This window comes from Jiangella sp. DSM 45060, from assembly GCF_900105175.1.
In the GTDB taxonomy this organism is placed as follows: Bacteria; Actinomycetota; Actinomycetes; order Jiangellales; family Jiangellaceae; genus Jiangella.
On the sequence record NZ_LT629771.1, the window covers coordinates 6543680 to 6568823 of the forward strand.

At 73.9% G+C, this 25144-nt stretch carries 24 protein-coding genes and 1 tRNA gene; 12 read left to right on the plus strand and 13 right to left on the minus strand.

What is annotated here, in order from left to right; all coding sequences use genetic code 11:
• Positions 1–65 precede the first annotated feature (65 nt).
• Genes cbiB through cobT form a run of 5 tightly spaced genes read left to right on the plus strand, consistent with a single transcriptional unit; the run spans position 66 to position 5785 of the window.
• Positions 66–950, plus strand: a complete 885-nt coding sequence (gene cbiB / locus BLU82_RS29460) for an adenosylcobinamide-phosphate synthase CbiB (RefSeq protein WP_197682558.1) — start codon at positions 66–68, stop codon at positions 948–950.
• Positions 947–2338 (plus strand): cobyric acid synthase, encoded by a 1392-nt coding sequence (locus tag BLU82_RS29465; RefSeq protein ID WP_092624429.1) that lies wholly within the window; start codon positions 947–949, stop codon positions 2336–2338. Before cbiB ends, BLU82_RS29465 begins: the two co-directional genes overlap by 4 nt.
• Entirely contained in the window at positions 2335–3096 is a 762-nt protein-coding gene (gene cobS, locus BLU82_RS29470; RefSeq protein ID WP_092624430.1) for an adenosylcobinamide-GDP ribazoletransferase, read from the plus strand. The genes BLU82_RS29465 and cobS overlap by 4 nt, the downstream gene beginning before the upstream one ends.
• On the plus strand, positions 3093–4736 hold the full coding sequence (cobC, locus tag BLU82_RS29475) for an Rv2231c family pyridoxal phosphate-dependent protein CobC (protein WP_092624431.1): 1644 nt from the start codon (positions 3093–3095) through the stop codon (positions 4734–4736). Before cobS ends, cobC begins: the two co-directional genes overlap by 4 nt.
• Positions 4733–5785, plus strand: coding sequence for a nicotinate-nucleotide--dimethylbenzimidazole phosphoribosyltransferase (cobT, locus tag BLU82_RS29480; protein WP_092624432.1), 1053 nt, complete (start codon positions 4733–4735; stop codon positions 5783–5785). Before cobC ends, cobT begins: the two co-directional genes overlap by 4 nt.
• Positions 5786–5930: 145 nt before the next feature.
• Here cobT and BLU82_RS29485 read toward each other — a convergent pair whose 3' ends face one another.
• Positions 5931–6689 (minus strand): hypothetical protein, encoded by a 759-nt coding sequence (locus tag BLU82_RS29485; RefSeq protein ID WP_157741333.1) that lies wholly within the window; start codon positions 6687–6689, stop codon positions 5931–5933.
• A gap of 147 nt (positions 6690–6836) precedes the next feature.
• Here BLU82_RS29485 and BLU82_RS29490 point away from each other — a divergent pair, with 147 nt between their 5' ends.
• Together BLU82_RS29490 and BLU82_RS29495 are read left to right on the plus strand one after the other, a co-directional pair.
• Positions 6837–7361 carry a peptidylprolyl isomerase gene (locus tag BLU82_RS29490; protein WP_092624434.1) on the plus strand — a complete coding sequence of 175 codons (525 nt, stop codon included), beginning with the start codon at positions 6837–6839 and terminating at the stop codon, positions 7359–7361.
• Between the two features lie 22 nt (positions 7362–7383).
• Positions 7384–8313 (plus strand): rhomboid family intramembrane serine protease, encoded by a 930-nt coding sequence (locus BLU82_RS29495; RefSeq protein ID WP_092624435.1) that lies wholly within the window; start codon positions 7384–7386, stop codon positions 8311–8313.
• A gap of 304 nt (positions 8314–8617) precedes the next feature.
• Here the strand turns inward: BLU82_RS29495 and BLU82_RS29500 are convergent, their stop codons facing one another.
• Entirely contained in the window at positions 8618–8875 is a 258-nt protein-coding gene (locus tag BLU82_RS29500; protein WP_092624436.1) for a cell division protein CrgA, read from the minus strand.
• A gap of 108 nt (positions 8876–8983) precedes the next feature.
• Between BLU82_RS29500 and BLU82_RS29505 the strand changes: the two genes are divergently transcribed.
• Together BLU82_RS29505 and BLU82_RS29510 are read left to right on the plus strand one after the other, a co-directional pair.
• The gene (locus tag BLU82_RS29505) at positions 8984–9721 is read left to right on the plus strand and encodes a DUF881 domain-containing protein (protein WP_157741334.1); all 738 of its coding nucleotides are present in this window, start codon (positions 8984–8986) and stop codon (positions 9719–9721) included.
• On the plus strand, positions 9718–10359 hold the full coding sequence (locus BLU82_RS29510; RefSeq protein ID WP_092624438.1) for an aminodeoxychorismate/anthranilate synthase component II: 642 nt from the start codon (positions 9718–9720) through the stop codon (positions 10357–10359). Before BLU82_RS29505 ends, BLU82_RS29510 begins: the two co-directional genes overlap by 4 nt.
• 66 nt (positions 10360–10425) lie before the next feature.
• Here BLU82_RS29510 and pknB read toward each other — a convergent pair whose 3' ends face one another.
• The 6 genes from pknB to BLU82_RS29540 all read right to left on the minus strand — a co-directional run bounded on the left by pknB (position 10426) and on the right by BLU82_RS29540 (position 17895).
• The gene (gene pknB / locus BLU82_RS29515; RefSeq protein ID WP_092624439.1) at positions 10426–12315 is read right to left on the minus strand and encodes a Stk1 family PASTA domain-containing Ser/Thr kinase; all 1890 of its coding nucleotides are present in this window, start codon (positions 12313–12315) and stop codon (positions 10426–10428) included.
• 85 nt (positions 12316–12400) lie between these two features.
• Positions 12401–13870: a penicillin-binding protein 2 gene (locus tag BLU82_RS29520; protein ID WP_092624440.1), complete on the minus strand. Its 1470-nt coding sequence runs from the start codon at positions 13868–13870 to the stop codon at positions 12401–12403.
• On the minus strand, positions 13867–15261 hold the full coding sequence (locus tag BLU82_RS29525) for an FtsW/RodA/SpoVE family cell cycle protein (RefSeq protein WP_092624441.1): 1395 nt from the start codon (positions 15259–15261) through the stop codon (positions 13867–13869). Before BLU82_RS29525 ends, BLU82_RS29520 begins: the two co-directional genes overlap by 4 nt.
• Positions 15258–16688, minus strand: coding sequence for a PP2C family serine/threonine-protein phosphatase (locus BLU82_RS29530; protein WP_092624442.1), 1431 nt, complete (start codon positions 16686–16688; stop codon positions 15258–15260). Before BLU82_RS29530 ends, BLU82_RS29525 begins: the two co-directional genes overlap by 4 nt.
• Positions 16689–16694: 6 nt before the next feature.
• A complete protein-coding gene (locus tag BLU82_RS29535) occupies positions 16695–17171 on the minus strand; it encodes an FHA domain-containing protein (RefSeq protein WP_053203759.1) in 477 nt (158 codons plus the stop codon).
• A 4-nt stretch (positions 17172–17175) separates the two neighbouring features.
• Positions 17176–17895, minus strand: coding sequence for a DUF3662 and FHA domain-containing protein (locus BLU82_RS29540; protein ID WP_092624443.1), 720 nt, complete (start codon positions 17893–17895; stop codon positions 17176–17178).
• Between the two features lie 253 nt (positions 17896–18148).
• Between BLU82_RS29540 and BLU82_RS29545 the strand changes: the two genes are divergently transcribed.
• Together BLU82_RS29545 and BLU82_RS29550 are read left to right on the plus strand one after the other, a co-directional pair.
• A tRNA-Leu gene (locus BLU82_RS29545) sits at positions 18149–18235 on the plus strand.
• A gap of 67 nt (positions 18236–18302) precedes the next feature.
• Positions 18303–18899, plus strand: a complete 597-nt coding sequence (locus BLU82_RS29550) for a short chain dehydrogenase (RefSeq protein ID WP_092624444.1) — start codon at positions 18303–18305, stop codon at positions 18897–18899.
• A 58-nt stretch (positions 18900–18957) separates the two neighbouring features.
• On the opposite strand, the gene BLU82_RS29555 is transcribed toward BLU82_RS29550, so the two are convergent.
• Both BLU82_RS29555 and BLU82_RS29560 read right to left on the minus strand, forming a co-directional pair.
• Positions 18958–20349 (minus strand): MFS transporter, encoded by a 1392-nt coding sequence (locus BLU82_RS29555; RefSeq protein ID WP_092624445.1) that lies wholly within the window; start codon positions 20347–20349, stop codon positions 18958–18960.
• Between the two features lie 17 nt (positions 20350–20366).
• Positions 20367–21074 (minus strand): TetR/AcrR family transcriptional regulator, encoded by a 708-nt coding sequence (locus BLU82_RS29560; protein WP_092624446.1) that lies wholly within the window; start codon positions 21072–21074, stop codon positions 20367–20369.
• Positions 21075–21187: 113 nt separating this feature from the next.
• Here BLU82_RS29560 and BLU82_RS29565 point away from each other — a divergent pair, with 113 nt between their 5' ends.
• Positions 21188–22114: an NAD-dependent epimerase/dehydratase family protein gene (locus tag BLU82_RS29565; RefSeq protein ID WP_092624447.1), complete on the plus strand. Its 927-nt coding sequence runs from the start codon at positions 21188–21190 to the stop codon at positions 22112–22114.
• On the opposite strand, the gene BLU82_RS29570 is transcribed toward BLU82_RS29565, so the two are convergent.
• From BLU82_RS29570 to BLU82_RS29585, 3 genes are read right to left on the minus strand one after another with little or no spacing between them, the layout of a single operon-like run.
• Entirely contained in the window at positions 22089–22685 is a 597-nt protein-coding gene (locus BLU82_RS29570) for a class II aldolase/adducin family protein (RefSeq protein WP_197682559.1), read from the minus strand. The two genes, BLU82_RS29565 and BLU82_RS29570, sit on opposite strands and share 26 nt — an antisense overlap.
• A complete protein-coding gene (locus BLU82_RS34490) occupies positions 22682–24331 on the minus strand; it encodes a four-carbon acid sugar kinase family protein (protein WP_157741336.1) in 1650 nt (549 codons plus the stop codon). The genes BLU82_RS29570 and BLU82_RS34490 overlap by 4 nt, the downstream gene beginning before the upstream one ends.
• On the minus strand, positions 24328–25083 hold the full coding sequence (locus BLU82_RS29585) for a DeoR/GlpR family DNA-binding transcription regulator (RefSeq protein WP_157741337.1): 756 nt from the start codon (positions 25081–25083) through the stop codon (positions 24328–24330). Before BLU82_RS29585 ends, BLU82_RS34490 begins: the two co-directional genes overlap by 4 nt.
• Between the last annotated feature and the right edge of the window lie 61 nt (positions 25084–25144).

Consider the following 25144-nt stretch of genomic DNA (forward strand, 5'->3'; position numbering starts at 1 on the left):
AGCACCGATACGCATCGATGCGTATCGGTGCTCATTGCAAGGGCCGACGGGCTGCCGCGGCCACCGTGGCTGTCGCCGCCGGTCTGGACGCCGCGTTCCGGGAGCCGCCGCTGGCCGTGCACCCGGTGCGCTGGGCCGGCCGCTACCTGACGTGGGCGGGGCGGAGGGTGCCGTCTGGTCCGCCCGCTCGCGCGGTCCTGACCGGCGGGCTGGCCTGGGCGGTGGGCGCGGCGACGGCGTACGGCGCGGGCGTCGCGGTGGCGCGGGTGGCCGGACTGCTGCCCGGGCCGGTGCGCCCGGTCGTCACCGGCGCGGCGCTGTGGCCGCTGTTCGCGCATCGCATGCTGCTCGACGAGGTCGCCGGGGTCGAGCGGGCCCTGGCCTCCGGCGGCGTGACGGCGGGCCGGGCGGCCGTGGCGCGCATCGTCAGCCGCGACGTGTCCGGGCTGACGGCGGACGAGGTCCGGCAGGCGGCGGTCGAGTCGCTGGGCGAGAACCTGTCCGACTCGGTCGTCGCGCCGCTCGTCTGGTACGCGGTGGGCGGGCTGCCCGCGGCTGCGACGTACCGGTTCGCCAACACCGCCGACGCTGTGTGGGGCTACCGCACGCCGCGCTGGAACCACGCCGGCCGGGTCGCGGCCCGCGCCGACGACCTGCTCAATCTGGTGCCCGCTCGGCTCACCGGCGTCCTGCTGGCCGGTCGCCGGGTGCCGTGGGCCCGGCTGCGCGCCGAGGCCGCGCTGACCCCGTCGCCGAACGCGGGCTGGCCGATGGCGGCGCTGGCCCTGCGGCTCGGGGTGCGGCTGGCCAAACCCGGTGTCTACAAGCTGGGCGCGGGCGGCCGGGCCGTCGGTCCGGCGGACGTCGCCGCTGCGCTGCGCCTGGCCCGGCGCCGCGGGTGGGCACTGGCCGCCGCTGCCGCCGTCGTCGCGGGGGTGCGGGCCCGATGAGCGCCGTCATGGTCCAGGGCTGCACCAGCTGGGCGGGGAAGAGCCTGCTGACGACCGCGCTGTGCCGCTGGTACGCGCGTCAGGGCCTGACGGTGGCGCCGTTCAAGGCGCAGAACATGTCGAACAACGCGCGGGTCGTCGACGGCGGCGAGATCGGCGTCGCGCAGTGGCTGCAGGCGCGCGCCGCGGGCGTCGAGCCGGAGGTCCGGATGAATCCCGTCCTGCTCAAGCCCGAGTCCGGGACCAGCCAGGTCGTGCGGCTCGGCCGGGTAGACGCCGACCTGTCCCGGCGGCCGTGGCGCGACCGCAGCGAGGCGCTCTGGCCCACGGTCGAGAACGCGCTGGCCGAGTTGCTGGACGAGTACGACGTCGTCGTCATCGAGGGCGCCGGCAGCCCGGCCGAGATCAACCTCGCCGCCAACGACATCGTCAACATGCGTGTCGCCGAGCGGGCCGACGCTCCCGTGCTGCTCGCCGTCGACATCGACCGCGGCGGCGCGTTCGCGCACCTCTACGGCACGTGGGCGCTGCTTCCGCCGCGGCACCAGCAGCGCATCCGCGGCTTCGTGCTCAACCGGTTCCGCGGCGACGCGTCGCTGCTGCCGCCCGGCCCGGAGCAGCTGGAGCGGCTGACCGGCGTGCCCACCGTCGGCGTCGTCCCGATGGTCCGGCACGACCTCCCCGACGAGGACGGCGCGGCGCTGCGGGCGCCGGTGCGCGGCGGGCTGCCGCCGGTGGCGATCGTCCGCTATCCGGCCGCGTCCAACCTCGACGAGTTCGCCCTGGTCGAGCAGGTCGCGGACGTGCGCTGGGCGACGCAGCCGTGGCACCTCGACGGCGCTGGACTGGTGCTGCTGCCCGGGTCGAAGCACGTGGCGTCCGACCTGGCGTGGCTGCGGGCGTCGGGTCTGGACGCCGCCGTCGTGGCGGCGGCGCGGGCCGGTGTGCGGGTGCTGGGCGTCTGCGGCGGGCTGCAGCTGCTCGGGCGCCGCCTGGAGGACCCGCACGGCGTCGACGGCTCCGGCGACGGGCTCGGCCTGTTGCCGCTGACCACGACGTTCGCACGCGACAAGCTGGTCCGGCGGCGGTCGCTGACGCTGCCGGCGCTGGGTCCGCCGTGGGCCGCGCTGAGCGGGCTGCCCGTGTCGGGGTACGAGATCAGGCAGGGCCGCACCGTCGACGCCTCGGGGTCCGACGCGGTCGTCGTCGCCGACGGGAACGTCGCCGCGTGGTACCCGCACGGCCTGTTCGAGGACCCCGCCGTGCTCGAGGCGCTGTTCGGCGCCCGGCCGGAGCGCACGCTGGACGCGACGTTCGAGCGGCTGGCCGACGTGGTGGAGGCGCACGTGGACACCGGGGTGCTGCGGTCGCTGGCGGGGCTGTCGTGATCGGGGCGCTGCGGGCGGCGGTCGGGTTCCTCACCCGCATCCCGGTCGGGCCGGCGCCGTTCTCCGGGCCCGCGCTGGACCGGGCGGGGGCGTGGTTCCCGCTGGTGGGCGCGGTGGTCGGGGCGGCCGGGCTGGGCGTGTGGTGGGTGGCCGACGAGCTGGCCGGTCCGCTGGTCGGCGCGGTGGTCGCGGTACTGGCGACGGTGATCGTCACCGGTGCGCTGCACGAGGACGGCCTCGCCGACACCGCCGACGGCCTCTGGGGCGGCGCGACCCGGGAGCGGCGCCTGGAGATCATGCGCGACAGCCGGCTCGGCACGTACGGCGCGCTGGCGCTGGCCGGCGACCTGCTGCTGCGGGTCGCGTTGCTGGCCACCGTCGGTGCCGGTTCGGACGCGTTCGCCGACGTCGCCCGCGTTCTGGTCGCCGGACACGTGATCGGGCGGGCGGCGCCACTGGTGCTGGCCGCCTGGCTGCCGCCGGCCCGGACCGACGGCCAGGGCCGCCGCCTCGGCCGGCTCGGTGTGGTGGACTCGCTCGTGGCGGCCGCGACGGTGCTTGTCGTGGCCGTGCTGGCGGCCGGCTGGTGGGCGCCGGTGCTGCTCGCCGCGGCCGCCGTTCCGGTGCTCGGCCTGCGCCGCGCGGCCCGGCGGCGCATCGGCGGCGTCACCGGCGACGTGCTCGGCGCCGCCGTGGCCCTGACCACTCTCGCGGTCGCGATCGCCGTCGCGGCCCTCGTCCAGGAGGACCTGCTGTGAACCCGTCGCCACATTCCCAGACCGGCCCGTCGCCGCGAGGGCGGCTGACGCTCGTGCTGGGCGGGCAGAAGTCGGGCAAGTCGGGGCTGGCGGCGCGCCGGGCCGAGGCCAGCGGCCGCCCGGTCGTGGTCGTCGCGCCGGCCGTCGTCCGGGACGAGGAGTTCAAGGCGCGGGTCGAGCGGCACCGCGCCGACCGCCCGCCGCACTGGCGCACGCTGGAGACGTTCGACCTGGCTGCTGCCGTCGCCGAGGCGGGCGAGGGCGCGTTCGTGCTGGTCGACGCGCTGGACACCTGGCTGGCCGAGACGCTGGAGTCGGCCGGCGTGTTCGTCGGCGACGACGTGCCCGACCCGGACCGGCGGGCTCGCGCCGAGGACGCCGTGGTGGCGGCGCTGCGGGCGTTCACCGGCGCGGTCGCCGCCCTGGACGTCGACGTGGTGGTGATCGCCGGCCAGCCCGGCCTCGGCGTGCACGCCGGCGGACCCGGCGCCCGCCTCTACGTCGACGTGCACGGACGCGCGCTGCAGACGCTGTCGGCGGCGGCGGACGAGGCGCTGCTCGTGGTCGGCGGCCGGGTGGTCCGGCTCGAGCCCGACGCCCCGCCGGCCGCCCCCGCCGACCCGCGGTTGCGCGAGCACGGCGACACGCAGGTCCCGCCGGGCACCACCGACCTCGCCGTCAATGTGCAGCCGGGGCCGCCGTCGTGGCTGGCCGACCGGCTGGCGGCGGCCGTGCGCGACCTCGCGGCCTATCCCGACGACCGCGCCGCCCGGGCCGCGGCGGCCGCCCGGCACGGCCGTCCACCGGAGGAGTGCCTGGTCGTCGACGGCGCCGCCGAGGCGTTCTGGCTGCTGGCCGACGTGCTCCGGCCGCGGCTGGCCGCCTGCGTGCACCCGTCGTTCACCGAGCCGGAGGCCGCGCTGCGGGCGGCCGGCGTCCCGGTCGTCCGGGTGTGGCGCCGCCCGGAGCAGGGCTGGCGGCTGGACCCGTCCGCCGTCCCGCCCGACGCCGACCTCGTCGTGCTCGGGCGGCCGGACAACCCGACCGGCGTGCTCGATCCGGTCGAGACGATCGCGGCGCTGGCCCGGCCCGGCCGCACCGTCGTCGTGGACGAAGCGTTCACCGAGTTCCTCGACGACGCCGGCGGCGTGGCTGGGCGCCGCGACCTCCCGGGCGTCGTCGCCGTACGGAGCCTGACGAAGCTGTGGGGCCTGGCCGGCCTGCGCGTCGGGTACGTCACCGGCCCGCCGGACGTCGTCGCGCGCCTCGCCGCCCGCCGTCAGCCGTGGAGCGTCAACAGCCTCGCCCTGACCGCGATCGAGGCCCTGACCTCGCCGGTCGCCGAGGACGAGCGGCGTGCCCGGGCCGCCGCGGTCGCCGAGCTGCGGGCCGAGCTGATCGCCGCGATCCGGGCGCTCGGCGGCCCGCGGGTGTGGGACGCGCACGCGAACTTCGTGCTGGTCCAGGGCGAGCGGCCGGGCCTGCGTGAGCGGCTGCTGGAGCACGGCCTGGCCGCCCGGCGGGCCGACACCTTCCCCGGCCTGGACGACCGCGCCGTGCGGGTCGCCGTCCGGGACCGCGAGACCACCGCGCGGCTGGTCGCCGCGCTGCGCAGCATCGAGGACGGGAGCCTGGCATGACGGTGGAGAAACTGATCGCGGCGGTGCGCCCGGTCGACCAGACGGCCCTGCGGCAGGCCCGCGACCGGCACGCCGGGCTGGCCAAGCCGCCGGGCAGCCTGGGCCGGCTGGAGGACCTCGGCGCCCGGCTGGCGGCGATGAGCGGGCGGTGCCCGCCGCCGGTGCCGTCGTCGCCCGTGGTGGTCGTGGCCGCGGCCGACCACGGCGTGCACGCCGAGGGGGTGTCGGACTGGCCGCAGGAGGTCACGGCGGCGATGGTCGCGACCGTGGCCGCCGGTGGCGCCGCCGTCAACGCCATCGCGAAGACGGTGGGCGCGCGGGTCGTGGTGGCCGACGTCGGGACGCTGCGGCTCGGCCCGGTGCCCGACGGCGTCCGCGACGAGCGGGTGCGCAGCGGCACCCGCGACCTCGCCGTCGAGCCGGCCATGACGCTGGACGAGTGCCGGACGGCGATCCTGGCGGGCGCCCGGGTCGCCGCGGAGCTGGTCGACGACGGCGCCGACCTGCTGGTGACCGGCGAGGTCGGCATCGGCAACACGACCGCGTCGGCCGCCCTGATCGCGGCGTACACCGGTGCCGACCCCGCCGACGTCACGGGGAAGGGCGCCAACCTCGACCACGGCCGGACGGCGCACAAGGTCGGCGTGGTGCGCACGGCGCTGGCCCGGCATGCTGGCGGACCGGACCACGGGGCCCTGGGGACCCTTGCGTCGCTGGGCGGGCTGGAGCACGCCGCCCTCGCCGGCGTCATGCTGGCCGGTGCCGCCGCCCGCGTCCCCGTCCTCGTCGACGGCGTCGTGGCCGGAGCCGCCGCGCTGGCCGCCGTCGCGCTCTGCCCGGAAGCCGGCGGCTACCTCGTCGCCGGGCACACGTCGGCCGAGCCGGGCGGGCGCACGCTGCCCGACCGACTCGGCGAACCGGCCCTGCTCGATCTGTCGCTACGCCTCGGCGAGGGCACCGGTGCACTGCTGGCGGTGCCGCTGGTGCAGGCCGCCGCCCGTGTGCTCGCCGAGATGGCGACGCTCGCCGACGTGACGAAGAACGCCTAGGTGGTCGTGGAGCGTGCGGCGGGTGCTGCGCCGGCTCCGCTTCGCGGCGGTGAAGCATGCCGCGTGCGCTCTTGACGCCGGCTCCGCACCCGCCGCACGCTCCACATCGACCGGACGGCGGTCGTCCAGTCGACTCGCTGGTTGGTTAGTTCTGGCTGCCGTCGAGGGTGCCCTGGGTGCTGTTGCCGGACGCCGAGGCGGGCGCGGACTTCTTCGCCGGAGCCTTCTTCGCGGTGGCCTTCTTGGCCGGCGCGCTCTTCTTCGCCGGCGCCTTCTTGGCGGCCGGCTTGTCGTCGCCGGGCTTCTCGGTGGCTGCCTTCTTGGCGATCGGGCCGGGCTCTTCCTCGGCGGCCGGCTCGGCGTCGGTCGCGGGAGCCGGTGCGGGGGCCCACGGACCCGTGGACGGGTCGTACGTCGTCCACTGGTCAGACTGCCCGCGGCGGCGGACCACCGCGGCCAGCGCCGCACCCGCGGCGGCGAACCCGCCCAGCACGGCGACGACCTTGCGGCGGCGCTTCTTCTTGCGCTGCTTCTCGGTCTTCTCGGCGAGGGCGGCGGTGCGCTCGGACAGATCGTGCGCGCGCTCGGAGAACTTGTCGGCCGCAACGGCCAGCGAGTCGGCGACCTTCGGGACGACGTCGTGCAGCAGCGTGTCCTTGGCCTGGTTGGCGGCCGGACCCACCTTCTCGCGGGCCGCCTGGACCTTCGGGCCCATCTTGTCGACAGCCGACTCGACCACCGGCGTCAGCTTCTCGCGTGCGGAGTCGACCACCGGTGTCGCGGCCTCACGTGCGCGCCGGCCGGCCTCACGTGCAGCCTGGCGGGCTTGTTCCGCAGCCTCCTGCGTGCGCACCTTGGCGTCGTCGGTGCCGCTGTTCCGCCGGATGCTGAATAGCCTGCTCACGTTGGGCCTCCCTTGTCGGATCGCGTGCAGGGCCCCTGTCCCCGTTGTCTCCCCCGATCTTGCCTTACTGACGACCGTATGCCGACATACGCCACGGCGTGCGAGGATGGAGCAAATCGAGGACATCAGACAGCGAAGGGCTTACCCGTGGCCGACGAGCTTCATGCCACCCTGCACACCAACCGCGGCGACATCACCGTGGCTCTGCTGCCGAACCACGCGCCGAAGACGGTGCGCAACTTCGTCGAGCTCGCGAAGGGCGAGCGCGAATGGGTCAACCCCGAGACCGGCGAGAAGACCAGCGACAAGCTGTACGACGGCACCGTCTTCCACCGCGTCATCGGCGGCTTCATGATCCAGGGCGGCGACCCTCTGGGCAATGGCACCGGCGGCCCCGGCTACGACTTCGCCGACGAGTTCCACCCGGAGCTGGCGTTCAACAAGCCGTACCTGCTGGCCATGGCCAACGCGGGCCCCAACACCAACGGCTCGCAGTTCTTCATCACCGTCGGGCAGACGCCGCACCTCAACCGTCGTCACACCATCTTCGGTGAGGTGGCCGACCAAGCCAGCCGCGACGTCGTCGACGCCATCGCCAACACCCCCACCGACCGCGCCGACCGGCCGCTCGAGCCCGTCGTCATCGAGTCGGTCACCGTCACCGGCGGCTGAGACCGAGAGCCGGCGTTCCCCCATGACCGGAAGTGCCGGCGGTCCGGCCGGGCCGCCCACCAGCGGCGACTCGGCCGCCCCGCCGACCTGCTATCGCCACCCCGACCGCGAGACGTACATCCGGTGCTCGCGATGTGAGCGGCCGATCTGCCCCGAGTGCATGATCTCCGCGCCGGTCGGTTACCAGTGCCCCGAGTGCGTCGCCGAGGGCCGCAAGGGCGTCCGTCAGGCCCGCACCGTGCTGGGTGGCCAGCGGCGCGAGACCAGCGCCACCATCGTCACGCTCACCCTCATCGGCATCAACGTCGCCATCTGGGTGGCGGGCCTGGTCGTCGGCACCCGCGGCGACTCGTTCTACGACCGCTACGCGCGCGGCATCGGCACCAACGAGCTGAGCGCCCGCCTCGGCCTCGTCCTCGGTGAGCGCAACGACCCGTTCTCCTTCGGCATCGTCGACGGCCAGTGGTACCGCCTCCTCACGGCGGCGTTCACGCACGAGAACGTGCTGCACATCGGGCTGAACATGGTCGCGCTGTACATGCTCGGCTCGTCGCTGGAGCCGGTGCTCGGCCGCAGCCGGTTCCTCACCCTCTATCTGTTGTCGGCCCTCGGCGGCACGGCGGCGTCGCTGCTGACCGTCGCCGACCCGTACTCGCTGTCGTACGGCGCGTCGGGCGCGGTGTACGGGCTGTTCGGCGCGCTGTTCATCATCGCCCGGCGGCTGGGACGCGACACCGGCGGCATCGTCGTGCTGCTGGGCATCAACCTGGTGTTCGGGTTCACCGTGCCCGGTATCGACTGGCGGGCCCACCTCGGCGGCCTCGTCATCGGCACGGCGCTGGCGGCGGTGTTCGCCTACGCGCCGAAGGAACAGCGCGGACTGTGGGGGCTGATCGGCTCACTCTGCGCCGCCATGCTCATCACCACCGCCGTCATGGTCGCTGTCGCCTGAATTCCGCCGTCGCCGCCCGGTCGCTCGTCGCAGCGGCCGGGCGCTCGACGGCCGGCGGCGGGTCCGCCGCCGTGGCTGACCCAGGCGTCCGTCGGCCGGACGCCGGGGTGCCGACGCGTATCCCCACGCCCCGGCACGCCCTCGAACCCCACGGTCGCCGGTCCTGGCGCCATCCACACCCCACCGTCGCGGACGGAGTTATCCACAGGGGTTATCCCCACTGGGGAAAATTACACCCGTGTAATCACAGCTGTGCAATAACCTGTGGACAACCCCGTCCCCGCAGGTCAATGGCGGTTTGCCGTCACTTCCAGCGGGTTGCGGTCATGAATCCGCCGGTGATCAGGCCCATGCCGATCAACAGGTTCCAGCCGCCGAGGTCCTTGACGACCGGAATGTCGTCGCCGACGAGGTAGTAGACGACGATCCACACCAGGCCGACGAGCAGCAGGGTGACCATGGTGGGGACGACCCAGCGACCGGAGACCGTCGGGTCCTTGAGCTCGCTCCGCTCCGGCGGGGTGTAGTCGTCGTCCTTGCGACGGCTGCGAGACTTGGGCACGGTCGGTTCCTCTCGGTCTTGGCTGGTTGCGGTGATGCTCGGCTAGCGTAGTCGTCAGCGGGCCGAGCGCCACATCGCGGCGTGCAGTCCTGATCGTCCCACTTGGAGGTGAACACCATCAGCCGGCCGTCCGACTATCCCCGAGTATGGCGCTTCCTGGCGCCTCTGGTGCTCGCCGGGTGTGGTGTCCTGCTCATCACCAGCGCCAAGGCCGCCGACGGCGAAGACCTGCGCGGCAGCGACGTCGTCGCGTTCTCCGACCTGGTCAGGGCCGAGGAGCAGCGGGTGCAGGAGCTGCAGGCGCGCATCGACGACCTCTCGTCCGACATCGACGACCTCACGGCCGGCCAGGGCGACGGCAAGTCCGCCGAGATCGACCGCCACACCGAGGAGATCATGCCGGCCGCCGGTCTCACCGCGGTGCAGGGGCCGGGGCTGACGGTCACGCTCGACGACGCGGACCTCCCGAACAACCTGGGCGAGGACTCGCCGTTCAACACCGAGGACTACCTCGTGCACCAGCAGGACCTCGAGGGCGTCATCAACGCGCTGTGGGCGGGCGGCGCCGAGGCGCTCACCGTCATGGACCAGCGCATCATCTGGACCAGCACGGTCCAGTGCGAGGGCCCGGTGCTGCTGCTCAACGGCCGCACCTTCTACCCGCCGTACACCATCAGCGCCATCGGCGACGCCGACGCCATGCGCCGGGCGCTCGACAACGAGCCGAAGGTGCGCGAATACCGCGCCTGGGCCGACCGCATCGGGCTGTTCTACGGCGTGACCGACGACGACAACATCGCGATGCCCGCCTTCGAGGGCAGCGTTCAAGGAGGCAGGCGGTCGTGAGCCGGCGCATTCTCGTGGTGGACAACTACGACAGCTTCGTCTTCAACCTGGTCCAGTACCTCGCGCAGCTCGGCGCCGAGTGCGACGTGCGCCGCAACGACGAGATCGGCTCGACCGACGGCTACGACGGCGTCCTGCTCTCGCCCGGGCCCGGCACGCCCGAGAAGGCCGGCGGCTGCATCGACCTCGTCCACGCTCTGGCCGGGCGCACCCCCGTCTTCGGCGTCTGTCTCGGCCTGCAGGCCATCGGCGTGGCGTACGGCGCCACCGTCGGCCGCGCGCCCGAGCTGCTGCATGGCAAGACCAGCCAGGTGCTCCACCACGGCGACGGCGTGCTGGCCGGCCTGCCCAGCCCGTTCACCGCCACCCGGTACCACTCGCTGGCGGTCGAGCCCGGCACCGTCCCGGCCGAGCTGGAGGTCACGGCGCGCACCGCCGGCGGCGTCGTCATGGCCATGCGGCACCGCACGCTGGCGGTCGAGGGGGTCCAGTTCCACCCCGAGTCGGTGCTCACCGAGGGCGGCCACCGCATGCTCGCCAACTGGCTGGCCGTCTGCGGCGACGACGGCGCGGTGGCACGGTCCGCGGGGCTGGCCCCGGTCGTGGCGCACGGCTCGGCCACCGACCTCCCCGCCTGACCCCGTCACACGAAACAGCCGCGCGGCCCGGGATCAGCTCCCGGGCCGCGCGGCTGTCGTCATCGGTCAAGGATTGCCGATGATGCCGCCTTCGTCCGTGCCGGCATCGGTGCCCTGATCGGTCCCGTTCTCGGTGCCGGTGTCGGTGCCGGTGTCGGTGCCCTGCTCGCCGGACTCCGTGCCGCCCACTCCGGACTCGTTCCCGGTCGGGTCGTCGGTCGGCGTGTCCGTCTCGGTCTCCGTCGGCTCGTTCGTGGGCTCCTCCGGCGGAGCTTCGGCGACGTAGATGATGACGGTGTCGCCCTCTTCCAGCTCGGTGCCCTCGCCGGGCTCCTGCCGGAACACGTTGCCCTCGACCTGGTCGCCGGTCTCCTCGCGGCGGACGTCGGGCTCGAGGCCGAGTCGCTGCAGCTCGTTGACCGCGGCGTCCTCGCTCATGTCGACGAGGTTCGGCACCAGAATGGCGACTTCGCCGCTGGAGATGACCAGGTTCACCGGACTGTTGGGAGCGATCGAGGTGCCGCCCTCAGGGTCCGTGGCGAGGACGGTGCCGGCCTCTGCCTCGTCGTCCTGCTGCGTGACGTTCCCGGGTTGCAGCCCGGCGTCACGGATGGCCTGTTCCGCCTCGGCCTGCGGTCGGCCGACCACGTTGGGCACGCTGGTCATCTCGGGCGGTGCGCCGATGACGAGCGTGACCGTGGACCCCTCGTCCAGCTGGGTCGAGGGGCGTGGGTCCTGGCGGATGACGGATCCCACCTGCGCCTCGTCGTTGGTGGGTTCGTTCTGGATCTCGGGTTCGAGTTTCTCGTCGGTGAGCCTGGCCTCGGCCTCTTCCTGCGTCATCCCGACCAGGTTCGGCACGGTGGCCTGCGCCGTTCCGCCGCCGTTGAAGACCAGGTAGCCGATGAGACCGGCGATGGCCAGCACGGCCAGCGCGCCGAGCACAACGGCCCACCAGCTGAAGCCCTTGCGCTGGTCCTCATCCTCCTCGTCGACGAGCTCGTCGGGGTACGGGGTGTCGTCGTCGAGCGCCATGGCGCCGGCGGCCACGGTGGGCGGGCCGGCGTTCGCGATCAGCTGCGTGGCGGCGGAGGTGTCGGCGGCCGCGGCCACCGGCAGCCCGGCGGCCGCCCGCTCGAGGTCGGTGCGCATCTCGTAGGCGCTCTGGTACCGGTGCAGGCGGTCCTTGGCCAGCGACTTCATGACGATGGCGTCGAGCTCGGGCGTGATGTTCGGGTCGAGCGCGGACGGCGGCGTGGCCTGCTCGCGCACGTGCGACACCGCCACCGACACCAGCGACTCGCCGATGAACGGCGGCCGGCCGGTGAGCAGCTCGTAGAGCACGCAGCCGCTGGCGTAGAGGTCGCTGCGGGCGTCGGCCTGCTCGCCGCGGGCCTGCTCGGGCGAGATGTACTGCGCGGTGCCGACGACGGCGGCGGTCTGGGTGAGCGCCATGCCGGTGTCGGCCAGCGACCGGGCGATGCCGAAGTCGGTGACCTTGACCTCGCCGCCGCTGGTGATCATGATGTTGCCGGGCTTGATGTCGCGGTGGACGATGCCGGCGCGGTGGCTGTACTCCAGCGCGTCCAGCGTCGACACCAGGATCTCGATCGACCGCTCGGGCGTGAACCGCTGCTGCTCCTGCAGCATCTCGCGCAGCGTCTGGCCCTCGACGTACTCCATGACGATGTACGGAATGCGGTGGCCGTCGATGTAGTCCTCGCCGGTGTCGTACACGGCGACGATGTTGCGGTGGTTCAGCGACGCCGCCGACTGCGCCTCGCGGCGGAACCGGGCCTGGAAGGTCGCGTCGCTGGCGTGATCGACCCGCAGCATCTTCAGAGCGACGATGCGGCCCAGCCTGGAGTCGCGGCCGCGGCGAACTTCGGCCATGCCTCCCCGGCCGATCACCTCGCCCAGCTCGTAGCGATCTCCGAGGAGTCGCAACTCGTTCATTGTGCGGCCCTTTCTCGACTCGACCCCGGGCAGGCTACCCGTTCCGGACCACCCGGCGCTGTACCTGACCGAACAGTGAAGATGTTCACGATCCCAACACCGCTTCCATGACGTCCCTGGCGATGGGCGCCGCGAGGCGGCCACCGCCGATGTCGTCGCGGGCGGTGTCGGGCGCGTCCTCGATGACGACGGCGACCGCGACGCTCGGCTCGTCGGCCGGCGCGAACGACGTGAACCAGGCGTACGGCGGACGGTCGGCGGAGCTCTGCGCGGTGCCGGTCTTGCCGGCGACCTCGATGCCGTCGATCTGCGCGTTCCGGCCGGTGCCGTTCTCGACGACGTCGACCATCATCTGGGTCAGCTCCTCGGCGGTCTCCGGCGAGACGGCGCGGGTGCGCTCCTCGGGCTCGGTCCGCTCGATCGGGCTGACGAGGTCGGGGCCGCTGACCTCGCGGACGAGGTACGGCTCCATCAGCACGCCGTCGTTGGCGATCGCCGCGGAGACCATCGCCATCTGCAACGGCGTGGCGGCGACCTCGTACTGGCCGATCGCCGAGTAGGCCAGGAGCGCGTCGTCGAGCTCGGCCGGGAAGACGCTGGTCGCGGCGTTCATGTCGTCGTTGGTGAGCGGTTGCGTGCCGAAGCCGAACCGCTCGGCCTGCTCGCGCAGCGCCTCGTCGCCGATCTCGTTGCCGAGGTAGGCGAAGGCGGTGTTGCAGGAGACCCGGAGTGCTTCGGTGAGCGTCGGAGTGCCATCGCCGCAGGGTTGGCGGTTCTGGTTCGGCAGCGTGTTCGTGGACAGCGGCACGTCGTAGTCGGCCGGGCCGGGCACCTCGGTGTCGGGCTCGAAATCGCCGGACTCCAGCGCCGCGGCGGCGGTGACCAGCTTGAACACCGAGCCCGGTGGCAGCCGCTGCGCGATGGCGCGGTTGAGGTCGGGCTTGTTGGGGTCGGCGGCCAGCGCGTCGCGGGTCTCCTGCTGGACCTCGGTCGAGTGGCTGGCCATCGGGTTGGGGTCGTAGGACGGCGAGCTGACCATGGCCAGGATCGCGCCGGTCTCGACGTCGATGGCGACCACCGCGCCCTTGTAGCCGCCCTCGGTGAGGCCGTCCCAGGCAGCCTGCTGGGCGGCGGGGTCGATGGTCAGCCGGACGGCGCCGCCGCGCGGCTCCTCGCCGGTGACGAGGTCGATGAGGCGGCGGACGAACAGCCGGTCGTCGTCGCCGGAGAGGATGTCGTTCTGCGCCCGCTCCATGGCCGTCCGGCCGAAGAAGTACGAGTAGTAGCCGGTGACCGGGGCGTACATGGGCCCCTCGGGGTACTGCCGCTGGAACTGGTACTCGTCGTCGACCGGCACCGACTGCGCGATGGGGGTGTCGTCGGCGAGCAGGATCGGGCCGCGCTCGCGCGAGTACTCGTCGAGCAGGACCCGGCGGTTCTCGGAGCGCGCGTTGAGATCGTCGGCCCAGAACGCCTGCACGTACGTCGCGTTGATCAGCAGCGCGACGCAGAGCAGCAGGCAACCGGCGGAGATACGGCGGATCGGGGAGTTCATCTGATTCTCACGACCTGGGTGACGGCGGTGTCCGTCGTCGAGGACGACGTCGCGGACGGCGGGGCCGGCCGCCTGGCCGCGTCGGACAACCGGATGAGCAGTGCGACCAGCACCCAGTTCATCACCAGTGACGAACCACCGAGCGACAGGAACGGCGTGGTCAGGCCGGTCAGCGGGATGAGCCGGGTGACGCCGCCGAGCACGATGAAGACCTGCAGGAAGAAGCCGGCGGCCAGCCCGGCGGCCAGCAGCTTGCCGAACGGGTCGCGCAGCAGCAGGCCGGCCCGCAGGCCGCGCGACGCGAGCAGCGCGTACAGCAGGATGATCGCGATCAGCCCGGTCAGCCCCAGCTCCTCACCGAGCGCGGAGCCGATGAAGTCGCTCTCGGCGATGGGCGTCAGCTCCGGGCGGCCCTGGCCGAGGCCGGTGCCGAGCAGGCCGCCGTACGCCAGCCCGTACAGCGACTGCGCGACCTGGCCCTGCGGGTCGATGAACGGGTCCATCCAGAAGTCGATGCGCTCGGCGACGTGCGAGACGACGGCGTTGGCGGCGAACCCGCCGGCCAGGATCAGCAGCAGGCCGAGGATGATCCATGAGATGCGCTCGGTGGCGACGTAGATCATCAGCACGAAGATGCCGAACAGCAGCACGGATGGGCCGAGGTCGTTCTGCACGACGAGGATGCCCAGGGCGCCGAGCCAGACCAGCAGGATCGGCCCGAGGTCGCGAGCCCGCGGCAGGTCGACGCCGAGGAACCGGCGCCCGGCCAGCGCGAGCGCGTCGCGGGTCTGGACGAGGTACGCGGCGAACGCGATGATCAGGATGATCTTCGCCGCCTCGCCCGGCTGGAACGTCATGCCCCCGACGTTGATCCAGATGCGGGCGCCGCGGATGGAGTGGCCGATGAGCGGCAGCAGCGGCAGCACCAGCAGCAGCAGCCCGGCCAGCCCGGCGAGGTACGGCAGCCGCGACAGCACCCGGTGGTCGCGCACGAACAGCAGCACTCCGACGAACAGGGCGACGCCGATCGCCATCCAGGTGAGCTGGGTGGACGCCCGCGTGGTGCCGTCGGCGAGGTCGAGCCGGTGGATCATCGCCAGGCCCAGCCCGCACAGCGTGACGACGATGGGCAGGATGACGGGGTCGGCGTACGGCGCCCGGAGGCGGATGACGACGTGCGCCACCGCCGTGGCCGCCGACAGCCCGCCGAGGTAGGCCAGCGCGTTCGGCGGAACCCGGCCGAGCGCACCGAGGTCGACGCTGATGTAGGCGAAGGTCGCGATGCCGATGGCGAAGATCAGCAGCACCAGCTCGGTGCCCCGGCCGCGGCGCGGGGTGACCGTCTCGGGCGCCGGTGGTTCGGTGCGGGCGCGGGCGCGGTCGAGACTCATGATGCCCCCGCACAGAGCAGGCCGGGGTAGCCGACCTCGTCGCCGAGCCAGTCGTCGCCCTCGGTGGTGCCCTCGGCAGGGTCGGTCGGCTGTTCGGTGGCCGGCGGCTCCGCCGGCGGGGTGGTGGCGGCAGCGCCGGCCTGCGGCGTCGGGGTGGGCGTGGGGGTCGGCGTCTGGCCGCCCACGCGCTGATGCGCCCGGCAGGCCTCCAGCCGCAGCCGGTCGACGACAGCGTCGGCGTCGTCGATGTCGTCGGCCGCGATGGTGTCGGTGACCTGCTCGCGGTAGATGTCGGGCAGCGCGTCGACCGGCAGCCCGCCCGGGATGTCGTGCAGCTCGGACAGCCGGATGGGGCCGATCTCCTGGCTGACGCCCTGGTAGATGGCCACCTGGCCGTTGCTGTCGCCGACGTAGTACTGGTGGCGGACCCAGCCGCTGGCGAGGTCGAGGCCGACCCAGCCGATGGCACCGACCACGGCGACGATGATGACCGTCCGCAGCCAGCGGCGGCGCCGCGGCGGCTGCGGCGCGTACCGCATGGCCTCGAGGTCCTCGGGGGTCGGCCGGTGCTCCTCGGCGCCGACCAGCGCCCGTAACGCCGCGCCCGGACGGCGTCGGTGCGGCCGCTCGGGCGGCGGTGCGTCGTTGCTGGCCGCAGCGCCGACGAGGAACGCCTCGGCGGTGTCGTCGGGTTGGCGCGGGGTGTCGGTCTCGACGACGTCGGCCAGCACCAGCGTGACGTTGTCGGGCGCGCCGCCGGCCAGCGCCAGCCGGATCAGCTCGTCGGCGGCGTCGTCGAGGCCCTCGACCGAGCCGAGGGTGTCCTGCAGCGTGGCGTCGGACACCACACCGGTGAGGCCGTCGCTGCAGACCAGCAGGCGGTCGCCCGGGTGGACGTCGAGCACCTGGAGGTCGGGGTCGACGTCGCCCTGGCCCTGCAGTGCCTTGAGGATCAGCGAGCGGGCCGGGTGGACGCCGGCCTCCTCGAGCGTGATGCGGCCCTCGTCGACCAGCGACTGGACGAACGTGTGGTCGTGGGTGAGCTGGCGGATGGCGCCGTCGCGCAGCAGGTAGGCGCGGGAGTCGCCGACGTGGCCGAGGCCGAGCGCCGTACCCGTCCACAGCAGCGCCGTGACCGTCGTGCCCATGCCCTCGCGGCTGGAGTCGTCGACGATGAGCTGACGGATGCGCTTGTTCGCCGACTCGATGGCGGTGGTCAGGGTCTGCAGCGGGTCGCCGTCGTGCGGCTCGCGCTCCGTCAGCACCAGCTCGTCGATGGCCGCCTGGCTGGCCACCTCGCCGGCGGCGTGGCCGCCCATGCCGTCGGCGACGGCCAGGAGGTAGGGGCCGGCGTAGCCGGAGTCCTCGTTGCCCTCCCGGACCAGACCGACGTCGGAGCGCGCGACGTAGCGCAGCGTCAACGGCATCGAGACCTACTTCCGCAGCTCGACGACGGTCTTGCCGAGCCGGAACCGGCTGCGGGCGGTGACCGGCGTGCTGCGTGTGAGCCGCTGGTTGCCGACGTAGGTGCCGTTGGTGGAGCCGAGATCCTCGACGTACCACTGGCTCTCGTGGAACCGCAGCCTGGCGTGCTGGGTGGACACGTACTCGTCGGCCAGCGGGATGGTGCAGTCGGCGCCGCGGCCGAACGTCACAGGGGTGCCGTCGAGCGCCACCGATTTCCCGGTGTCGGGCCCTTCGACGATGAACGCTCTGGTGGGCGTGCCCTTGGCGCCGCGCGGCTGACGGTTCTGCCGGGCCGCGTCGCGGGCTTCCTTCTGCGGTTTGGGTTGCTTCGGTGGTCGCACGCCGAACAGGTCGGCCCGCATGGCCGACGTGACGGAGAGGATCAGCAGCCACAGCACGGCCAGGAAGCCGAGCTTGATGACCGTGAGTGTCAGCTCCGACACTCGTTCACCTCCCGGAACCGCGCCGACGGACGTCGATCGTGGTCGAGCCGATCACGATGCGGGAGCCGTCGGTGAGGGGCGCCTGGCCCACCCGGGCGCCGTCGACGACCGTCCCGTTGGTGGATCCGAGGTCGACGGCCACCAGCTGGGACTGCGGCCCCTGCTGGTAGACGCGGATCTCCAGATGCCGGCGCGAGACGCCGGGATCGTCGATGCGAAGGTCGCACTCGCTCCCGCGGCCCAGGACGACCCCGGGCGGCAGCACCGGGTGCTGGGTGCCGTTGATGATGAGGACGGCGTCGGCCTGCCGCTCCGAGGTGGGCGTCGGCGCGAACGACGACCCGCGGTCGACGCCGGCCCGCACCGCGCTGCGGATGCGGAAGGCGCCGGTGCCGAGGTCTTCGTGCCGTTCGAACCCGACCCCGACCGGTCCCGTGAAGGCGTAGTGCTGCAGTTCGGCGTGCTCGCGGGCGAGCTCGACCAGCTCGGTGGCCAGCGTGCCGATGTACGCCGTCAGCCGGTCGTAGTCGCTCGGCCCCAGCTCGACGACGAAGTCGTTCGGCACGAGCGAGCGGTCGCGGCTGACGATCTGCGCGTTGTTGTCCAGCTCGCGCTGGATGGCCGCGGCGATCTCGACGGGCTGCACCTCGGAGCGGAACGCTCGGGTGAACGCACCTTGGACCATGCTCTCGAGCCGGCGCTCGAAGCGCTGCAACACCCCCACGGGTACCTCCCTCCACGTCTCGCACCTGGTGGCCGCGGGCAAGACCCTGATCGTAACGGCGCGTAGCGTGGTGGTGCGGCTGCGCCCTGGATCGGGGCCGTGCGGAAACGGCCGTCGCAACCTTATGTGACGAAGGACGGCTGGCGGCTGGTTCCGGCGGCGCTCAATGTCTTCCCGACCATGCTGACATCCACAGGCCCGGATCGTGGAATCGACCACCCGCTGAGGCGTGTTAACCTTGGTGCCGCAGCACGCGCGGGTGGCGGAATAGGCAGACGCGCACGGTTCAGGTCCGTGTGTCCGAAAGGACGTGGGGGTTCAACTCCCCCCTCGCGCACCACATCGAAGATCCCGGTCAGGTATTCACCTGGCCGGGATCTTCGCGTTCGGAGCCATGGAGGCAGCACGTGAAGATCGTGGTCATCGGGGCGAGCGGCATCGTGGGGTCGGCGGTGGCCGAGGAGCTGGCCGGGCGCGGGCACGAGGTGGTGCGGGCGGCGCGGCGCGGGCCGGTGGTCGTCGACCTGGCCGAGCCGGCCACGGTGGACGAGCTGTTCCGGGCGGTGCCCGGCCTCGACGGCGTGGTGTGTTGTGCGGCCAACGCGCCGACCGCCGACCTGGTCGAGGCCCGCGACGACGAGTTCCTGGCCGGGCTGCAAGGCAAACTGCTCGGTCAGGTGCGGCTGGCGCGCACGGCGCTGCACCACGTTCGCGACGGCGGTTCCGTCACGCTCACCGGCGGCACGTTCGTCGAGCCGCTGCCGGGCGGGTCGTTCGGCGCTCTGGTCAACGCGGGGCTGGCGGCGTTCGTCGAGGCCGCGGCGGGTGAGCTGCCGCGCGGGCTGCGGCTCAACCTCGTCGCGCCGGGGTGGGTGCGCGAGTCGCTCGAGGCGTTCGGCTGGGACCCCGAGCCCGGCGTCCCGGCGGCCGATGTCGCGCGGGTCTACGCCGACCTCGTCGACGGGACGGGGACGGGGCAGGTGGTGCCCGTCACGGCGCGCTGATGAGTGGGGTCGGCAGGCGGTCGGCCGGCTCCTGCCGAGACCGGTCGGGCCGGCCGCGCTACGACGTCCGCGTGCCGACGGGAGCGGTGCGGTCGGTCACGACGCGGCCCGCCGTCAGCAGTCCGGCCAGCGCCACGACGCCGCCGGCCACGAGGATGCCCGCGAACGTCGCCGGGCCGGGCGACGTCAGCGCGACCGCCGCGCCGCTGACCGCGAGCGCCGCCGCCGTGCTGAGCGATCCGGCCAGCTGCCCGGCGCTGACGTTGCGGCCCTGGTTCGTCCGGTCCGACCCGGCCAGGATCAGCAGCGACAGCACCGGTGACGTCAGCCCCATTCCGACGCCGGCCAGCGCCCAGCCCAGCAGCCCGGCCACCGGCGGCAGCGCCGGCCAGGCCAGCAGCGTCGTCACGGCGAGCCCGGCCGTCATCGCGGCCAGCCCGGCCCGCAGGACGACCGCCGGGGCGCGGCCGTGATCGCGGCCCTGCAGCCACGAGCCGAGCGCCCACGCGACGCCGGTGATCGACAGGCTCACGCCGGCCGTCGTCGCCGTGAAGCCGTGCACCAGGGTCAGCAGCAGCGGCAGCCACGCGCCCACGCCCGCGAACGCGGCCGCCGCGAACGCCCGCTGCGCCACCACGGCGGGCAGGCCGCGCCGCACGCGGAACGTCCCGCGCGGGAGCAGCCGCACCGCCGCGAGCCCGGTCCCCGCCGCGCCCAGGACGACGACCGCGACGGCCGGTACGGGCTCGGCGGCCAGGTGCTCCCCGGCCAGCGACAGCCCGAACACCGCGGCCGCCGCGATGACGGCCCACGGCAGCACCGCTCGGGGCGCTGTGCCCGCCTGCGGCGCGGCGCCGGTCCGCGGCCCGCTCTCCGACGGCGGCAGCGTCCGCAGCGCCGGGCGGAGCAGCACCCACACCGGGACCAGCACGGCGAGAGCGCCGAGGAACACCCACCGCCAGCCGATCCCCTCGGTGACGAGCCCGGTGAAGAACGGCCCGAGGACGGACGGCAGCACCCAGGCGGCCGCGAAGAGCGAGAACATCCGCGGCCGCAGCGCCTCCGGCAGCGCCCGCGCGATCAGCACCATGATCCCGACGTCGATCAGGCCCTCGGCGAGGCCGCTGAGCAGCCGTCCGCCGATCACCTGGGGCATCCCGCCAGCCGTCCCGACCAGCACCTGCGCGACGGCGAACGTGACGGCGCCGGCTCGCAACGGAGGCACCGGGCCGGAGCGGTCGGCCCACGCCCCGGCCAGCGCGAGCGACACGACGTACGTCGCGATGGGCGCGGCCGTGGCCAGCCCGAAGCTGCTGACGGCGTCGAACTCGCGCACCAGCGTCGGCAGCGCCGTGCCGACCGCACGGTTCTCGAAGGCGCCGAGCGTCACCAGCGCGACCGCGCCGATCGCCAACGGCAGGTACTCCCGGCTGAACAGCGAGGACGGCATCGTCCGATGGTGCAACCTCAAGGTATGTTGAGGTCAAGTCCGATCAGCCGGCCGAGCGTGCGGACGTGGTGGTCGAACAGCGTCGCGCGCTCCTCGACGACGTTGGTGAGCTGGCCGAACAGCTCGAAGTTGAGGAACCCGAACAGCCCGGTCCACGCGGTGACGGCTCGTGCGACGAGGTCGTCGGGGACGCCGGGCATCAGTTCGCGGACCACCTCGGCGTCGCCCGCGAACGAGGTTGGCGGCGTGGGGAACCCACTCGGCGGGGTCAGGACTCCGTCGGCGTACGCCGCGGCGAGGATGCGCCCGTAGACGACGGTGTCGCGCACCGCCGGCCCGATGGTGTCGGCAGGCGCCTGGTAGCCCGGCACCGGCGAGCCGTAGATCAGCGCGTACTCGTTCGGGTGCGCGAGCGCCCAGTCGCGGACGGCGTGGCAGACCGCCCGCCACCGGCCGGCGTGGTCGTGGGGGTCGCAGCCGGCGTCGGCCCGCTCCACCGCCTCGCCCACCGCGTTGTACGCGTCGATGATCAGCGTGGTCAGCAGCTCGTCGCGGCTCGGGAAGTAGCGGTAGATGGCCGACGAGACCATGCCCAGCTCGCGGGCGATGGCGCGCAGGTTGAGCCCGCCCGCGCCTTCGGTGCCCAGCTGACGCCGGGCGATATCGGCGATCTCCCTGGTCAGTTCGGCGCGGGCGCGCTCGCGTGCGGTGCGTCCGGAGTTCATGCGCCGACTCTAGCAGAGCGCTGCACTAAAAAGAGAGCGCTGCTCTTGACACACCTGCTCTGAACAGAGAGCATTGCTCTCGGAAGAGAGCGATGGACACAGAGGAGCGAGTCATGGGCAAGCACGTCATCGTCGGCGCCGGCCAGATCGGCCGGCTGCTGGCCGAGCGCCTCGTCGCCGACGGCCACGAGGTCACCGTCGTCAGCCGGTCCGGTTCGGGACCCGACGGCGTCACGAAGGTCGCGGCCAGCGCCGCCGACGAGGCCCGGCTGACGCAGGTCACGCAGGGCGCCGACGTCCTCTACAACTGCGCGAACCCGCAGTACCACTGCTGGACGCAGGACTGGCCGCCGATGGCCGCCGCGCTGCTCGGCGCCGCGCAGGCCACGGGCGCCGTCCACACGACGCTCGCCAACCTGTACCCGTACGGCGCGGTCGACGGCCCGATGACCGAGGACCTGCCGTTGACCGGCGGCGGCGTGAAGGGGCAGGTCAGGGCGCGGATGTGGGCGGACGCGCTGGCGGCGCACGAGGCCGGGCGCATCCGCATGACCGAGCTGCGCGCGTCGGACTACTACGGGCCGGGCGTGCGCGACCAGGGCCACGTCGGCGACCGGTTCTTCCCGCCGGTGCTGGCCGGCAAGCCCGCCACCTACCTGCACGACCCCGGCGTCGTCCGCAGCTGGACCTACGTGCACGACGTCGCCGCCGCGCTCGCGACGGCCGGCAGCGACGAGCGCGCCTACGGCCGGGCCTGGCACGTCCCGACGGCGCCGCCGTTCAGCGCGCGTCGGCTGGCCGAGGCGGCGGCCGCCGCCGCGGGCACGTCGCCGGCCCGGATCCGCCGGCTGCCGTACTGGGCACAGGACGTCGCGGGTCTGGCGGTGCCGATGATGCGCGAGCTCAAGGAGACCCGCTACCAGTTCACCCGGCCGTTCGTCATCGACTCGTCGGCCTTCGAGTCGACCTTCGGCCAGCGCCCCACCTCGTTCGACGACGCCGTCGCCGCCACGGTCAGCTGGTGGCAGGCCCAGCGCTGATCGGCGGCAGCTCGCGGTACGGCAGGCCGCGCAGCAGCAGCGCCAGCCGGGCGGCCGACTCTAGCTCCTCGGCGAGATCGGCCGCCAGGTCGACGTCGGCCGCGGCGACCACGCTGCCGTGGTTGGCCAGCAGTGCCGCGTGGTGGCCGGCCAGCGCGACGGCGACGCCCTCGGCCAGCGCCGCGCTGCCCGGCGGGGCGTACGGCACCAGCGGCAGCGGCCCCAGCCGCGTCACCTGGTACGGCGTCAGCGTCGGCAGCGGCTCGTCCAGGCAAGCCACCGCGACGGCGTGGACGGAGTGCAGGTGCACGATGGCCCGCGCCTCCGGCCGCACGCGGTACGCGGCCAGGTGCAGCGGGAACTCCTTCGACGGCCGCGCGCTGGACAGCGGCTCGCCGGTCAGCGACAGCACTGCCAGGTCGGCGTCGGTCACCCGGCTCAGCGCGCCTCCGGTCGGGGTGACGAACACCTGCTCGCCCACCCGCACGCTGACGTTGCCGGACCCGCCTGGTGACAACCCCAGCGCGGCCAGCCGTCGGCACGCCGCGACCAGCGCGTCGACCTCGATCACGGTCCCACCTCCCAGGCGGTGGTGAACAGGTCGGGCGGCCCGAAGTTGCCCGACTTCAGCAGCAGCGCCACGGGCCGCGGCCCGGTGCTGACGGTCCACGGAACGCCCGGCGCGACCTGCGCGCCGATGCGCACCTGCCTGATCCCGAGCGCCTCCGTCACCGCGCCGGACGTCTCACCGCCGGCGATGAGGAACCGGCGCACGCCCGCGTCGGCGAGCGCGCGTGCGACGGCGGCGAGGGCCCGCTCGGCCAACGCCGCGGCCCGGTCCCGGCCGTGTCGCTCCTGGACGGCGCGCAGTTCCTCGGGCGGCAGCGAGGTCGCGACGACGACCGGCCCGTCCGCGAGCGCCGCCAACGCTTCGTCGACGGCGGCCGCGACGGCGCGGGCCGGGCCGGCCGCCCGGTCGGCGGAGGTGCCGGTCGCCGAGTCGTCGACGGGCTTGGCTGCGGGCTCGGCGGCGAGATCGTCGACGGCGATCCGGATCACCGGTCCCTCGAACGCGGCGATCTGCTCGCGGGTCCGCGCGGAGCAACTGCCCGCCAGCACGACGCGGCCGCCCAGTGGCAGCATCGGCAGCCCGCCCGGCCTCCCCAGCGACCCGGTCGTCCGATCCGGCGCTGCCGCCGTTGGCTGGGGCGGGGTCGTCGGTGGTTGGACGGAGGTGCCTGTTGGCTCGGGCGATGCGGCGGGAGGTCGCGAGGACCCGGCCGGCGGCTGGGACGTCGCGGCGGAGCGTGCCGCGGCGGACTGTGTCAGTGCCCGCCCGTAGGGTGGGCCTCCCACCCGGCCGGGCGGGGTGTCACTGTCGCCGAAACCGACGTCGACGGGACGGGCCACGTCGGGACGAGCCTCGCCACCACGGACGTCGTCGGGACGAGGCGGGTCGGGACGGGCGGCGGTGGTGGGCACGCCGGGCGAGGGCTCGGACGACGGCGGAGTGGAGGCGGCCCAGTGCCGGGCCAGGGCGGCGGCCAGGCCGGACGCGCCGCCGAGGAGGTCGGAGCCGTCGGCGAGGGCGGCGGCGTGACGGTCGAGGTCGGCGTCGGTGAGGGCGTCCAGCAGCATGTGCGCAGCGTCCGGAACCGCCGCAACCCCCGCAACGCCCGGAATCCCCGTGGAGGGCCAGCGCACGAGCCCGACCGGCCGCGCCGTCTGGGCCGAAAGCAGCCGCACGAGGTCGGCGTCGGTCATCGGGGTCAGCGGGTGGTCGCGCAGCGGCGACTCCGACAGCAACCTGCCGTCGACGAAGAGGTGGCCCTGATAGACGGTCCGGCCGACGGCGGGCGTGGCGGGCGTCCCCACCGACCGCCCGCCGACGAGATCGGCCAGCGCGTCGGCGACCGGCCCGATGTTCCCGGCGGCCGTCGAATCGAACGTCGAGCAGTACTTCTGGTACAGCCGTCGCGCCCCGTGCTCGAGCAGCCACCGCCCGGCCGCCACCGACTCCGCGACGGCGGAGGCGACCGGCGCCGTCCGGGTCCGCAGCGCGACGACGACGCACGCGGCGCCGTCCGGGGGCACGTCCGACGGTGACGGCGGGCCGAACAGCACCGACGCGGGCAGGCCGGCCGCCGTCACGACGCCGGCGAGGTCGCAGGCACCGGTCACGTCGTCGGCCACGACGCCGAGCCGCAGCGTCGTCACGCCTGGATCACCCGCGCCCCGGCCGCCCGAACGGCGTCGACGGCGGCGGCATCGGCGGATGAGTCGGTGACCAGCGTCGACACCGACTCCAGGGACGCGAACCGGATCGGCGCCCGCGCCGCCAGCTTGGATCCGTCGGCCGCCACGACGACCGACCGCGCCGCCGCGGCCAGCGCTCGCTTCGTCTCGGCGTCGTACGGGTCGGCGCAGAACACGCCGGACGGCCCGACGGCGGTCGCGGACAGCACGGCGAGGTCCACCACGATGTCCGACAAAGCGGCACGCACCGCCGGCCCGCCGAACGACCGCGTCGCCGGGTTGAACACCCCGCCGAGCCCGATCAGCCGCAGTTCCGGCCGCGCCGCGCACACCGTCACGACCGGCACGGAATGGGTGACGACGGTGAGCCCGGCGGGCAGCAGCTCGGCCAGCCGGGCGACCGTCGTCCCGGAGTCCAGCGCCACCGTCGCCCCCTCGGGCAAGAGCGCCACCACCGCCCGCCCCACCGCCGCCTTCCCCGCGGCGAAGCGGTCCGCCCGCAGCTCGAACGGCACGCCGTCGCCGTCGGGCAGCCGCGCGCCGCCGGTGACCCGCACCGCGACCCCGTCCACCTCGAGCTGGCGCAGGTCGCGCCGGATCGTCATCTCCGACACATCCAGTTCGGCCGCCGCGTGGGCCGCGGACAGATAGCCGGCCGTCCGCAGGCGTCGCAGCAGCTCGTCGCGTCGGCGCGGCGCGTCGGTGTAGCGCACGTCCCCAGCCAACCCGTCGACCGCACAGAATGTCAAGAATCCAACACTCCTTGCATAATCT

Excerpts from the sequence above, each read along its gene's own strand:
- BLU82_RS29465 (WP_092624429.1), top strand. The coding sequence starts at position 947 with ATGAGCGCCGTCATGGTCCAGGGCTGCACCAGCTGGGCGGGGAAGAGC.
- cobT (WP_092624432.1), top strand. The coding sequence starts at position 4,733 with ATGACGGTGGAGAAACTGATCGCGGCGGTGCGCCCGGTCGACCAGACG.
- BLU82_RS29495 (WP_092624435.1), top strand. The coding sequence starts at position 7,384 with ATGACCGGAAGTGCCGGCGGTCCGGCCGGGCCGCCCACCAGCGGCGAC.
- pknB (WP_092624439.1), bottom strand. The coding sequence starts at position 12,315 with ATGAACGAGTTGCGACTCCTCGGAGATCGCTACGAGCTGGGCGAGGTG.
- BLU82_RS29520 (WP_092624440.1), bottom strand. The coding sequence starts at position 13,870 with ATGAACTCCCCGATCCGCCGTATCTCCGCCGGTTGCCTGCTGCTCTGC.
- BLU82_RS29525 (WP_092624441.1), bottom strand. The coding sequence starts at position 15,261 with ATGAGTCTCGACCGCGCCCGCGCCCGCACCGAACCACCGGCGCCCGAG.
- BLU82_RS29530 (WP_092624442.1), bottom strand. The coding sequence starts at position 16,688 with ATGCCGTTGACGCTGCGCTACGTCGCGCGCTCCGACGTCGGTCTGGTC.
- BLU82_RS29555 (WP_092624445.1), bottom strand. The coding sequence starts at position 20,349 with ATGCCGTCCTCGCTGTTCAGCCGGGAGTACCTGCCGTTGGCGATCGGC.
- BLU82_RS29560 (WP_092624446.1), bottom strand. The coding sequence starts at position 21,074 with ATGAACTCCGGACGCACCGCACGCGAGCGCGCCCGCGCCGAACTGACC.
- BLU82_RS29565 (WP_092624447.1), top strand. The coding sequence starts at position 21,188 with ATGGGCAAGCACGTCATCGTCGGCGCCGGCCAGATCGGCCGGCTGCTG.